This window comes from Halpernia sp. GG3 (assembly GCF_052976925.2).
Genome location: NZ_JBRIIR020000006.1, coordinates 142,456 through 154,674 on the forward strand (window position 1 = coordinate 142,456; position 12,219 = coordinate 154,674).

At 34.5% G+C, this 12,219-nt stretch carries 14 protein-coding genes; 10 read left to right on the forward strand and 4 right to left on the reverse strand.

Going from position 1 to position 12,219, the window contains the following annotated elements; translation table 11 throughout:
* Nucleotides 1-36: 36 nt before the first annotated feature.
* From ACVBED_RS01615 to ACVBED_RS01630, 4 genes are all read right to left on the reverse strand, one after another.
* Nucleotides 37-723 (reverse strand): SCO family protein, encoded by a 687-nt coding sequence (locus ACVBED_RS01615; protein ID WP_447120838.1) that lies wholly within the window; start codon nt 721-723, stop codon nt 37-39.
* Entirely contained in the window at nt 720-986 is a 267-nt protein-coding gene (locus ACVBED_RS01620) for a YHS domain-containing protein (RefSeq protein WP_447120839.1), read from the reverse strand. The genes ACVBED_RS01615 and ACVBED_RS01620 overlap by 4 nt, the downstream gene beginning before the upstream one ends.
* 70 nt (nt 987-1,056) lie before the next feature.
* Nucleotides 1,057-1,296 carry a hypothetical protein gene (locus tag ACVBED_RS01625; protein ID WP_473094395.1) on the reverse strand — a complete coding sequence of 80 codons (240 nt, stop codon included), beginning with the start codon at nt 1,294-1,296 and terminating at the stop codon, nt 1,057-1,059.
* 323 nt (nt 1,297-1,619) lie between these two features.
* Nucleotides 1,620-2,594: a deoxyhypusine synthase family protein gene (locus tag ACVBED_RS01630; RefSeq protein ID WP_447120841.1), complete on the reverse strand. Its 975-nt coding sequence runs from the start codon at nt 2,592-2,594 to the stop codon at nt 1,620-1,622.
* A 346-nt stretch (nt 2,595-2,940) separates the two neighbouring features.
* On the opposite strand from ACVBED_RS01630, the gene ACVBED_RS01635 reads away from it, so the two are divergent.
* The 10 genes from ACVBED_RS01635 to ACVBED_RS01680 all read left to right on the forward strand — a co-directional run bounded on the left by ACVBED_RS01635 (nt 2,941) and on the right by ACVBED_RS01680 (nt 12,216).
* Nucleotides 2,941-3,522 carry a hypothetical protein gene (locus ACVBED_RS01635; RefSeq protein ID WP_447120842.1) on the forward strand — a complete coding sequence of 194 codons (582 nt, stop codon included), beginning with the start codon at nt 2,941-2,943 and terminating at the stop codon, nt 3,520-3,522.
* A gap of 338 nt (nt 3,523-3,860) precedes the next feature.
* Nucleotides 3,861-4,166, forward strand: a complete 306-nt coding sequence (locus tag ACVBED_RS01640; protein ID WP_447120843.1) for an MGMT family protein — start codon at nt 3,861-3,863, stop codon at nt 4,164-4,166.
* An 81-nt stretch (nt 4,167-4,247) separates the two neighbouring features.
* Nucleotides 4,248-4,625: an HYC_CC_PP family protein gene (locus ACVBED_RS01645; protein WP_473094396.1), complete on the forward strand. Its 378-nt coding sequence runs from the start codon at nt 4,248-4,250 to the stop codon at nt 4,623-4,625.
* 96 nt (nt 4,626-4,721) lie between these two features.
* Nucleotides 4,722-5,105 carry a DUF3347 domain-containing protein gene (locus ACVBED_RS01650; protein ID WP_447120845.1) on the forward strand — a complete coding sequence of 128 codons (384 nt, stop codon included), beginning with the start codon at nt 4,722-4,724 and terminating at the stop codon, nt 5,103-5,105.
* 227 nt (nt 5,106-5,332) lie between these two features.
* Nucleotides 5,333-5,905, forward strand: coding sequence for a DUF3347 domain-containing protein (locus ACVBED_RS01655; RefSeq protein WP_447120846.1), 573 nt, complete (start codon nt 5,333-5,335; stop codon nt 5,903-5,905).
* Nucleotides 5,906-6,358 (forward strand): heme-binding domain-containing protein, encoded by a 453-nt coding sequence (locus tag ACVBED_RS01660; protein WP_447120847.1) that lies wholly within the window; start codon nt 5,906-5,908, stop codon nt 6,356-6,358.
* Nucleotides 6,359-6,456: 98 nt separating this feature from the next.
* The gene (locus ACVBED_RS01665; RefSeq protein ID WP_447120848.1) at nt 6,457-7,746 is read left to right on the forward strand and encodes an efflux RND transporter permease subunit; all 1,290 of its coding nucleotides are present in this window, start codon (nt 6,457-6,459) and stop codon (nt 7,744-7,746) included.
* Nucleotides 7,739-9,688 carry an efflux RND transporter permease subunit gene (locus tag ACVBED_RS01670; RefSeq protein WP_447120849.1) on the forward strand — a complete coding sequence of 650 codons (1,950 nt, stop codon included), beginning with the start codon at nt 7,739-7,741 and terminating at the stop codon, nt 9,686-9,688. Before ACVBED_RS01665 ends, ACVBED_RS01670 begins: the two co-directional genes overlap by 8 nt.
* A gap of 12 nt (nt 9,689-9,700) precedes the next feature.
* Nucleotides 9,701-10,966, forward strand: coding sequence for a TolC family protein (locus ACVBED_RS01675; protein WP_447120850.1), 1,266 nt, complete (start codon nt 9,701-9,703; stop codon nt 10,964-10,966).
* A 5-nt stretch (nt 10,967-10,971) separates the two neighbouring features.
* Nucleotides 10,972-12,216: a heavy metal-binding domain-containing protein gene (locus ACVBED_RS01680; protein ID WP_447120851.1), complete on the forward strand. Its 1,245-nt coding sequence runs from the start codon at nt 10,972-10,974 to the stop codon at nt 12,214-12,216.
* Nucleotides 12,217-12,219 lie beyond the last annotated feature (3 nt).

Here is a 12,219-nt window from a genome sequence, read left to right on the forward strand (position 1 = left end):
GGCTCTCAATTTGAAAGCCTTTTAATTTTTGCTAAATTATTTCAACAATTTTTGAATATCTTCAATCAATAGTTCCCGGTCTGGATGGTATTCTCCGGTTAATTTAGCTTCGGTTCCATCTGAATCAGAATAATTTAAGCCTGAATAATAAACAATCGGCATTCTGTGTTCATCCTCTTTAGTCCGGCACACGATAGTTCCTTCTTTATTGACTAAAGCAATCATTCCGCTATGGTTCAAACTTTCTGCATTGTCAGATTCTTTACCGACATAAATATTAAATTGGTCTGCTAATTTGCTGATGTAAGTTCGGTCGCCAGTGAGAAAATGCCAGTTTTTAGATGTGGCGCCAATCATTCTTGCGTGGTTTTTTAGAACTTCCGGTGTATCGTGAGTGGGATCGATACTTATAGAAATTATCCCAAAATTTGGGTTATTTATGGTTTTATCAATATATTTCATATTTGAATTCATAACAGGACAAATCGTCGGACAAGTGCTGTAAAAAAACTCAACTAAATAAACTTTTCCAAGCATATCTTTATCTGTAATTTTTTTGCTGTTCTGATCTGTTAATTCAAAATGCGGCACTTTCATCACTATTTTAAGTTGAGAATTATAATAATTCAAACCTGTCCAAATACCCGCAATTAAAAGGACAATTACGGCAATCGGTATGATTATTTTCAGTTTAGATTTTGATTTGATATTGTCGTCTGTCATTGTAAATATTTTTCGGGATTTTTAATAAATTTAGTTTTACATGAAAGACTACAAAAGCCGTAAGTTTTGCCTTTGTAGTTTGAGGTGAACTTTAAAAAATCTGCTGTAGGCATTTTGCATACAGGATCTTCTGTATTTACGACTTTTACATTTTTTAAATTGTCAACTGGTGTTGCAGTAACGACATGTTTTACTTGAAGGTCTTTCTGCGTGCAGGAAAGAAGAGGTATGGCAAAAAGCACCATTATAGAATATAATTTCATAGAATGAATTTTTAATTTAGAAAATTAATTGAAACGCTTAAATAATTGATAAGCGTAAAATAAGTTTCAATTAAACCAGCGGTGGATGAAAAATTTTCGAAAAAGGATTGAAGTTATAATCACCAACTTTTAAAGTCTGAGATCGGGATTTTTCAGAGTTAAATTCAAAAATATTTCCAAAACTAAATTTTTCAGTAACAATAAAAACGTCTGTAAATCCAAACGTGTTGATTTTTACGATTCCAGATTTTAAAGAATTATCTGTGGTTTTTAAAAGTTCTTTCGTCAGATAGCATTTACCGTTACACATCATTTCAGGTTTTCCGCGATTTTCGCAAAGATGTTTGACGATGAAATTATAATTTACGACATAATCTACCAAAGGCAAAATGGGACGAAATGCGATCGTTAAAAGAATAAATATGGAAAGAATTAATTTCAGAAGATCAATTTAATTAATTTCAAATTTACATACTTCTTTTTAAAGTGCTTTGTAAATAAACTTGACATTTTTCATATTTAAAAAAAATGCGTTTTTCTGGAATCAAAAACCCTTTCAGTCTTTTAAGACTGAAAGGGTTAAAGGTATTTGATTTAAATCTTGATTCTTGGCTCTAAAATCTTGGCTCTTAATTAAGAATTTTCCAAAATATAAGAAAACATCAGCGGCGCACAAATCGTTGCATCACTTTCTACAATATATTTCGGAGTGTGAATATCCAGTTTTCCCCAGGTAATTTTTTCGTTCGGAACGGCACCCGAATAAGAGCCGTAAGACGTCGTAGAATCTGAGATCTGACAGAAATAAGACCAAAATGGAATATCAGTCATTTCCATATCCTGATACAACATTGGAACAACGCAAATCGGGAAATCGCCCGCAATGCCACCACCAACTTGGAAAAAACCAACACCTTTTCCGCCAGAATTTTTCGGATACCAATCTGCCAAATACATCATATATTCAATCCCAGATTTCACCGTGGAAGGTTGTAGTTCACCTTTGATACAATAACTGGAAAAAATATTTCCCATGGTAGAATCTTCCCAGCCTGGAACAACGATTGGCAGATTTTTTTCCGCCGCCGCCAACATCCAGGAATTCTCTTTTGGGATTTCATAATATTGTTCCAAAACACCTGATAAAAGCATTTTATACATATATTCGTGTGGAAAAAAACGGTCGCCTTTCGCTTCTGCATCTTTCCAGATTTCCACGATGTGTTTTTGCAAACGTCTAAATGCTTCCTCTTCCGGAATACAGGTATCAGTCACACGGTTCAAACCTCTTTCCAATAAATTCCATTCATCCTGCGCCGTCAAATCTCTGTAATGCGGCACTCTTTCATAATGCGAATGCGCCACTAAATTCATTAAATCCTCTTCCAAATTTGCGCCGGTGCAGGAAATAATATCCACTTTATCCTGACGGATCATTTCTGCTAAAATTTTCCCTATTTCTGCGGTTGACATTGCGCCCGCCAAAGTAATCATCATTTTTCCGCCGTCTTTCAAGTGCGCCACATAACCTTTTGAGGCGTCCACCAAAGCCGCAGAGTTGAAGTGCAAGTAATATTTTTCTATAAATTCCGTGATCGGTTTGCTCATTGTTTTAAATTTTAACAAAGATAATATTTTAAATTTTTGGGAGCAAGACGGTTTTCGCTTCTTCGAAGATTGTACACGCTATCCGCTATATCTTTTTCTTCCCGATTTAAATCGGGAAGAAAAAGGATGCCGCTTTTATCGCGGCTAGAATTTTGGGTCGTTTTTCTTTGGACGGGAAGAAATAATTTATCTCATTACGGTTTCCCGTTTTTTTTATTAAATCTCTTTTATTATATTTGATTTATTAATAAAGATTAACAACCTTATCGATATCTGTCCAATTCTGGGTGTATTTGTACAGTTTTGTTAAACATATATACAAGTTGGAGAAACTATAAATAAAACTATGGATATAAAGCGAAACATTGAAATTTTAGAAATTCTGAAGAAGAATTTTGGAGAAAATTTAACAGAGCCAGTTATTAAAACGTGTATAAGTTTTTGTAATTATTGGAATGAATTTGAAGAGTTAATTTCTCAACATAAGATTAGAACTAATCCCGATGTTAAAAGGCTTGCTCAAGCGAGAGAGATAAACTTATTTGAAAAAACGAGAATTTTCACATTCCTAAACGCTGTTTTACTTGTTATCAGTTTAATAGTTTTATTTTTTAATTGGAAAATTTCATTAATACTTTTAGGTCTTTTAATTTTAAATTATTTTTTCATTAAATCTCAAAAGAGAAAATTAGTTCAAAATGAAATCAATATTTTTAATTCGACAATGATTAATCAGAAAAATGATACTGATCGGTTTATAGAAATTATTAAATATTATTGTACTGGAGGCATTCAACTAATATCAGAAAAAGGAACAGCATTTTTACCTCTTTTACCAGAGACCTGTGTCACTGGAATTGAAACATATCCACATCATAAATACGACGAAGAAAAGAAAATTCCGATGTCGCGGATTTGCAATCCGTGACCATAAAGTTCTATTATTAGCTTTTTCTTACTATCAAAAAGAAAAAATTAATGCCGATTACTATTCTAAAATCGACAACTTTAATGCAGTAAACGATTCCGATGTCGCGGATTTGCAACCCGTTACCATAAAATAAAAATAGCAGAGAAATTAGAAACAGTAAATTCATTAAAGAAATAAGACCTTATTTTAAATATGAAAATAACTTTTAGATCATAATCACGGATTGCAAATCCGCGACATCGATTTTCACAAAATAACTTGCCAAAAAATGAAATTCCCTTGCTCCCGCAAGATTGCATCGTGTGGTAAAAAAATAAAAAACTCTACATTTAAATATGGATCCACTTTTTAAAGAACAGGTTTTTGAGGTCATAAAATTAATTCCAAAAGGAAGAGTCACTTCTTACGGCGCGATCGCCAAAGCGGTCGGTTTTCCCAATCATTCGCGCCACGTGGGAAATGCTTTGGGCAATTATGAGGAAGATTTTCCGGCGCACCGCGTTTGTAATGCTTCCGGTTTTATCACCGCAGATTGTTTGAAAAAATTTACCGAAAAATTAAATGAGGAAGGTATTTCGGTGGAAGGCAATAAGATTCAAAATTTCAGAAAAATATTTTGGAATCCTTTGGAGGAAATTTAAAATTTAGTTTATGAGCCATATGATTGAAAAATACGAATTTTTATGGTTTAATTACTTATATTTGTATTCAATATAAGCAAATTGAAAAAAATTCTCGCAATAATGTTAACTGTTTTCTATTTCGGATTTTCTTCCGGAATGGTCTATGACGTTAATTCTTGCTTGAATAAAATTTCAATTTTTTCTGGCACTTCCAAAAAATCATGTGATTTTTGCGGTACTAAAAAAGAGAAAGATTGCTGTAAGCATCAAATAAAGATTTTAAAAACGGACGTTGCACAGAAAGCAGATATGTCATTTGTAGGCGATTCACTAATCGTAGCAATCCTTCCCAAAGTTTATTTTGCTGAATTTTTGACGCCGGTCTTAAAGCAAAATTATTTCTCAGTTCACATGAACGCACCGCCTGATAAACAGCGTGTCGCGTTATTTGTTACCAACTGTAATTTTAGAATTTAGAATAGAAACGTCATTTTTCTTTTGAAGAATGAAGATCAACTGTGTCCAAATTATCTTTGGACTACTTCTATTTTAAAAAAATCTAAAATTAATAAAATGAAAAAATTAATTTTTATCGCTTTCTTAACGGTATTTTCTATCCTAAATTTCTCAGCTCAAAAAAGTGATGCTTCAGTTTCAAAAGTATTTGAAAGCTACTTAAATATTAAAAACGCACTAGTTTCCGACAACTCAGATGATGCTTCAAAAGCTGCCGATCAATTTATAAAATCTGCTTCTATGATTGACTTTAAGGTTATTTCTAAAGCAAATATTAACGAACTTAGAAAAGACGCTTTACAAATTGCAGAAAGCCGGAGCATAGAAACGCAAAGAGAAAAATTCGGCCATTTATCTGAAAATTTGAGTGCCTTACGCAACAAATTTAAGTTGGATGATAAACCAGTATTCGTGATTTATTGCCCGATGGCAAATGGTTAAGTAGCAAGTTTTCGTTTTTTAACGCCTTACTTGCTAACCTTAATTCCAGAGTTTGCAGTGGTTTAAAAACCAAGAATATCTCTCACAAGAAGTATGATGCTTTTCCGAATATTTTCGTTTTTCAACTTTATTAATCCACTTCCTTAAGGTAAAAATTCAGGTAGTGCCCCATCAATCAAATTTTAAATAAAATAATAAAATAATATTAATAATTAAATTTTAAAAAAATGACAGATCTAAAAATGACCGTAACAATTGTAACAACAGTTCTATTAAGTCTAACCGCGTTTTCTTGCAAAGACAATAAATCTTCTAAAGAAACCGCAATGAATAGCACCACGATAAAGTCTGGAAAAACGGCAGTAACTAATTCACAAACGACTAGTACGAAACAGGTTGTTACAGATTATATGACGCTTAAAGATGCATTGGTGGCAACTAATAAAGACGGTGCAGCAAAAGCAGGATTAGCAATGGAGGCATCTTTGAGTAGTTGTGATTTGAGTAAATACACTGCGTCACAACAAAAAGATTTAAAAGATATCATCACTGATGCAAAAGAGAATGCTGAGCATATTAGCAAAAGTGAAATTGATCATCAACGGGAACATTTTAAATTATTAACCAAAGATATTACTGATATGATCGCAATTACCGGAGTAGAAGGTAAAATATATCAAATGTCTTGCCCAATGTATGACGGCGGAAGCAACTGGTTAAGTGCAAGCAAAGAAATTAAAAATCCGTACTTAGGAAGTAAAATGATGACTTGTGGCAGTATGGAAAAGGAGCTGAACTAAATGAAAATTTTCAAGATCATAGCAACGCTTTTATTGATCGCATTCATTGGAATACAATTTATACCAAGTCATCTAAATAAAAGCCAAAAAACTTTTAAAAGTGACTTTATTTTGGTAAATAATGTTCCGGCAAAAATTAAAAATAAGTTGCTGATATCCTGCTATGATTGTCATAGTAATAACACCTATTATCCCTGGTACAGTAAAATTCAGCCAGTTGCAAAGTTTATGGAAAATCATATAATAGATGGAAAAGAAGAATTGAATTTTAATGACTGGGGGAAATATTCTGATCGAAAGAAACAAAGCAAATTAAAATTTATTATTAACCAAATTAATGATGGTGAAATGCCTTTGAGTTCTTACACTGTTATCCATATAAACGCAAAATTTTCACCGGCTGAAAAACAAGAAATGATTAAATGGATGACTCAAAAAAAAAATAGTTTGTAAAAAAAATAAAATGAAAAATTTAAAAGTGAGGATACCAGTACTACCATTTTTTGCTTTGCTAATGCGCAATGGAAAAGCAATATTGATCAAATTTTAAAATGGTAAATAAATTAATCGAAATCTCGCTTCGGAACAGGTACATTGTTTTAGGACTTGCAATTGTGCTATTTGGTTGGGGAATTTATAATATCCAGCGAAATCCTGTTGATGCTATTCCTGATTTGAGTGAAAATCAAGTCATTGTATTTACAGAATGGCAAGGACAAAGTCCGCAAATCATGGAAGACCAAGTTACTTACCCTTTGGTGAGCAATCTGCAGGGTGTTCCCAAGGTAAAAGACATCCGTGGTACTTCCATGTTCGGGATGAGTTTTGTGTACATTGTTTTTGAGGATGATGTTGATCTATATTGGGCTCGGACCAGGGTTTTAGAAAAACTAAACTATGCACAACGCTTATTACCGCAAGGCGTAACGCCTTCACTTGGTCCAGATGGAACAGGAGTTGGTCAAATTTTTTGGTACCATTTGGATGCACCTAAACTAGATTTAGGCGAACAGCGCGCCTTGCAGGACTGGTATGTAAAATTAGCGCTGCAAACTGTTCCTGGTGTTGCTGAGGTTGCCTCTTTTGGTGGTTTTGAAAAACAATACCAATTGGTTGTTGATCCGGTAAAACTTCAATTCTATAATCTCTCTATGATGGATGTAATGACCAAAGTAAGGTCTAATAATAATGATGTGGGCGGTAGAAAGTTGGATATGGCAGGAATGGGTTACATCATCCGGGGTTTAGGTTATATAAAGAATATTAATGATATAGAAAATATAGCACTTTCCAGTAAGAACGGTATTCCTGTTCGGGTAAAAGATATAGGAACCGTTCAAATGGGCGGAAATATTCGTTTAGGTATTTTTGATTCGAATGGTGAAGGTGAAGCCGTGGGCGGTATTGTGATCATGCGTTCTGGCGAAAATGCGGATAACGTCATTAAAGCATTAAAGAAAAAAATGGCTGATGTACAAAAAGGACTGCCTGCGGGTGTTACATTTAAAATTGACTATGACCGAAGCCATTTAATTGAAGCCGCAATTGATAATATCAAAAATAAATTGATAGAAGAAATAAGTATTGTATGCATCATTGTGATCGTATTTTTATTGCATTGGCGCAGCGCTTTAAGTATCATCATTCAAATACCGATCACCATTGCGGCGAGTTTTATTTTATTAAATGCTTTCGGGCTTTCTTCAAATATTATGTCCTTAACCGGGGTCGCTTTAGCCATAGGAATTATCGTGGATAATGGCATTATCATGAGTGAAAATGCTTACCGTAATTTATCTGAGTATCAAAATAATCATTCATCAAATAATCCTAATGAATAAAGAAAATAAGACAACTAAAAAGTGGTGGAAGGGAAGTGATTATTATAAAATTCCAGAGAAAGAAAGAATGAATATCATCGAGCGTGCCTGTAAACAAGTTTCGCGCGGTGTATTTTTTTCAACAATTATCATAATTACCTCATTTTTACCTGTGTTTTTATTAACTGGGCAAGAAGGCAAACTGTTTCATCCACTCGCTTACACCAAAACGTTCATTATGATTATGGATGCGATCTTGGTCGTAACCTTGGCGCCGGTGCTGATTTCTTTTTTTATGAAAGGAAGATTTCGCCCTGAAAACAAAAATCCTATCAATCGTTTTTTGGAAAAAGCATATGAGCCAATGATACGGGCTTGTATTAAATGGAGAAAAACCACAATTGCTGTAATGCTCCTTGCGCTTGGCATCAGCATTCCAATGGTGATGAGTTTAGGCTCAGAATTTATGCCGCCGCTTGACGAAGGTAGCATTCTATTTATGCCGGTTACTTTACCCGATGTTTCTAATGCTGAGGTTAAAAGAATTTTGCAGGTTCAAGATAAAATTATTGCTTCACAGCCTGAAGTAATGAACGTTTTAGGCAAAGCCGGACGGGCAAATACGGCAACTGATAATTCACCGATCAGCATGATTGAAACTATTGTGATGTTGAAACCAAAAAGTGAATGGAGAAAAGGAATAACCAAAGACAGCATCATTAATGAACTTAATAGTAAACTACAAATTCCGGGTGTCACAAATGGCTGGACGCAACCAATTATCAATCGTATTAATATGCTGTCCACAGGTATTAGAACCGATGTAGGCGTAAAAGTTTATGGCCAAAACTTAGATGGTATTTACGCATTTTCACAAGTAGTTAAAAATGAATTAAAAGGCATTCCAGGGATAAAAGATTTATATGTAGAACCTGTAACAGGTGGAAAATACATTGATATCAATCTGAATCGTGAAGAAATTGCGCGGTATAATTTATCTGTGGATGATGTGAATGCGGTAATTGAAAGTGCTTTAGGCGGCGCACAAATTACCACTACTGTAGAAGGCAGACAGCGTTTTTCTGTAAACGCAAGGTTTGGACAGGATTACAGAAATAATATTGACGCATTAAAACGCCTTCAGGTGCAAACGATGAATTTTGGACCCGTGCCACTGGATGCGCTCGCTGATATAAAAATTACAGAAGGTCCGCCAATGATAAATTCAGAAAATGCTTTATTGAGGGGAACTGTTTTATTTAATGTTCGGGGAAGAGATTTAGGAAGTACCGTACAGGAAGCGCAGAAAAAATTAAACGGTGCCATAGGAAAAATGCCAAAAGGATTTTTCCTGGAATGGAGTGGTCAATATGAAAATCTTATCCGTAGTGAAAGAACTTTAAAATTGATAATGCCATTTGTACTGCTCATTATTTTCATAAGTATGTATTTCGCTTTCAAATCCGCGAGAGAAGCCTTATTAAGTTTAATTTCCTTGCCTTTTGCACTTATTGGCGGTGCTTTTATGATTTATTTTTGGGGTGTCAATTTATCTGTCGCAGTTGCAGTTGGGTTTATCGCATTATTCGGTCTTGCCGTAGAGACCAACATTGTGATGGTAATTTATTTAAACGATGCAATGCAGCAACTGATCGCAATAAAAGGCAATTCCAGAGAAACTATTAGCAAAGATGATTTAAAAGAATATACCATCAGAGGCGCTGCAAAGAGACTGCGCCCAAAAATTATGACGGTAAGTGTTTCCCTTTTTGCTTTGGTTCCTATTTTATGGAGCAACGGCGTGGGTAGCGATGTAATGAAACCAATTGTTTTGCCGATGGTTGGTGGTGTGATTACTTCAGCCATTTATATTCTTCTTGTAACGCCTCTTATTTTCTTAATGAACAAAGAGTATGAATTGAAGAAATTTGGCAAAATAGAAGTCACCGATATTGAACATTAAAACAAATAAATTATGAAATATTATCTCGTTTTTATATTGCCTTTTTTATTGATACACACTTCTGTATCAGCACAAACTTTAACGCTGCCCGAAATTTTAAATAATGTAGAGCAGTCTTATCCTTCATTAAAAATGTATGACAGCCAGATAAAGTCCTTAGACGCTGCGTCGAAAGGTGCACGAAACTGGATGGCGCCGCAGGTTTCTACAGGGTTTTTTATGACACCTTATAACACTTCACTTTGGGCGGGAAATAATGGTGAAAACGGTCAGAAAATGCAAAATGGACTTGGAAGTTTTATGGTTACTGCGCAGCAATCTTTTCCTAATAAAAAATTTAATGATGCTAATGAAAATTACATGAAAGGCATGTCTTCTGTTACAAAACAAGACAAAGAAGCCGCTTTAAACGATCTATATGCAGCAGTAAAAACCAATTATTACGAGTGGATCGTTACTAAAAAAAAACTATCCGTTCTTTCAGAAAATCAAAAACTTTTAAAATTTATGATCACTGATGCAGAAACGCGATATAAAAATGGCTTAGGGAAATTAAGTGCTTATTATAAGGCAAAAGCATCTCTTGGAAAAATTGAAAACCAGCGTGTAGAATTAGAAAATGAAATTAAACAAAAAAAGATAAGATTAAATACATTGATGAACCGTGATAAACTTGCAGAATTTTCGGTTGATACCACTTATGTAGTTAAAGATTATTCTTCGATGCTATTTGATAATAATTTATTTTACAAAAATAGAAGTGATATAAAAGCTTTAGATGAGAAGATTCAGCTGGCCCATCTGAAGCAGGATATTGAAAGACAAAGTATGAAGCCAGAGTTTGGCGTGCAATATTCTCATATGTTTCGTTTCGACAATGCACCAATGCTTTTTAGCTTGATGGGAATGGTGACAATCCCTATGCCGTGGTCAACCAGAGCGAACAAAGCCAATATTGAAAGTCTTGAACTTCAGGCTCAGGCTTTGACAGAAGAAAAAGCCTCGATGGCAAATGAGTATACTGGCGCGGGATATAAAATGCAGCAGGACATCCAAGCAAAACAAAAGCAGGTTGATTTATTTAAAGACAATATTCTTTCAGCACTCAAAAAAAATTATCAAAGTAATCTATTGGCCTATCGGCAAAATACTGAAGATTTATTTGAACTTTACGATGCCTGGGAAACATTAAACAGTACGCAACTGGAATACTTTACCCAACTCCAGCAACTTTTAAGTATGCAGGTAGATTTAGAAAAATTATTAGAAATAAAATAAATGGAATGAAGAAAACATTTTGGATATACATAATCATGCTCGTCGGGATTTTTTCATTAATGATCTCTTGTGACGGTTCAGGTAATAAAATCGGAAAAATAACTTCTGCAGCAAAAGAATTATATACTTGCTCTATGCATCCGCAAATTTTAGAAGACCATCCCGGAAACTGTCCTATTTGCAATATGAAACTTATTAAAAAAAATGCAAAAGCAGTTTCAGTAAAAAACATTGAATTAGGGTCACTTCTTAAACCAACTAATGAGTTTGTAGTCGCATCACTTCCAGTAATAACGCCGGTGAGAGAAAATATTAAAATTCCGGTAAATGTTTATGGAACTATTGAAGCCGATACGCGTGCAACGGGTTCTATCTCGGCAAATGTTTCTGGCAGAATTGAAAAATTATATGTGCGTTACCGCTTTCAAAAAGTAAAAATTGGGCAGAAGATAGCAGAAATTTATTCACCCGAATTATTGACAGCTCAGGAAAATTTAATTTTCCTGCTTCGAAATGATGCACAAAATACCTCGTTTATAACTGCGGCAAAGCAAAAACTATTATTACTCGGAATGGGAAGTTCTGAATTAAATAAAATAATAGCTACTAAAAAACCATTGTACAAAGTCAGTATTTACAGTAAATACAGTGGGCAAGTTTATGACGCTGCAATGAATAATGCCAATCAAAATAATGGCATGCAAAACAGCGCTGTTACTCAGGAATTGGCCATAAAAGAAGGAATGTACGTCAATAAAGGGCAAACGCTTTTTATGATTATGAATAATAATAGAGCTTGGGTAGCACTGCAGATATTCCCCAATCAACAATCAATAATCAATAAAGGTGATGCCGTGGAGATAATTCCCGAAACTGACCCTTCACTAAAACTACAAGGAACCGTAGATTTTATTGAACCTTTCTTTCGTGCAAACAGCAAAACACTGACGGCGAGAGTGTATTTACGCAATACGAATGCGCTCATTATCGGGAGCCAGGTAACAGCAAAAATATTAACAAACAGTAAAATGCGGACTTGGTTACAACAGGCAGCGGTGTTAAGTTTGGGTAGAAATGATGTTGCATTTATTAAATCGCCCGCTGGTTTCCGGGCGCATAAAATATCAACTGGTATTCGGGCAGATAATAAAGTAGAAATTCTTATGGGTTTGGAGGTTACAGACAGTGTCGCAGCCAATGCACATTACCTCATCGACAGTGAAGGTTTTATTCAGACAGGATCAAAATAAAAA

Coding starts and splice junctions, on each gene's coding strand:
- ACVBED_RS01615 (WP_447120838.1), bottom strand. CDS start 723: ATGACAGACGACAATATCAAATCAAAATCTAAACTGAAAATAATCATA.
- ACVBED_RS01620 (WP_447120839.1), bottom strand. CDS start 986: ATGAAATTATATTCTATAATGGTGCTTTTTGCCATACCTCTTCTTTCC.
- ACVBED_RS01625 (WP_473094395.1), bottom strand. CDS start 1,296: ATGTGTAACGGTAAATGCTATCTGACGAAAGAACTTTTAAAAACCACA.
- ACVBED_RS01630 (WP_447120841.1), bottom strand. CDS start 2,594: ATGAGCAAACCGATCACGGAATTTATAGAAAAATATTACTTGCACTTC.
- ACVBED_RS01635 (WP_447120842.1), top strand. CDS start 2,941: ATGGATATAAAGCGAAACATTGAAATTTTAGAAATTCTGAAGAAGAAT.
- ACVBED_RS01640 (WP_447120843.1), top strand. CDS start 3,861: ATGGATCCACTTTTTAAAGAACAGGTTTTTGAGGTCATAAAATTAATT.
- ACVBED_RS01650 (WP_447120845.1), top strand. CDS start 4,722: ATGAAAAAATTAATTTTTATCGCTTTCTTAACGGTATTTTCTATCCTA.
- ACVBED_RS01655 (WP_447120846.1), top strand. CDS start 5,333: ATGACAGATCTAAAAATGACCGTAACAATTGTAACAACAGTTCTATTA.
- ACVBED_RS01660 (WP_447120847.1), top strand. CDS start 5,906: ATGAAAATTTTCAAGATCATAGCAACGCTTTTATTGATCGCATTCATT.
- ACVBED_RS01665 (WP_447120848.1), top strand. CDS start 6,457: ATGGTAAATAAATTAATCGAAATCTCGCTTCGGAACAGGTACATTGTT.
- ACVBED_RS01670 (WP_447120849.1), top strand. CDS start 7,739: ATGAATAAAGAAAATAAGACAACTAAAAAGTGGTGGAAGGGAAGTGAT.
- ACVBED_RS01675 (WP_447120850.1), top strand. CDS start 9,701: ATGAAATATTATCTCGTTTTTATATTGCCTTTTTTATTGATACACACT.
- ACVBED_RS01680 (WP_447120851.1), top strand. CDS start 10,972: ATGAAGAAAACATTTTGGATATACATAATCATGCTCGTCGGGATTTTT.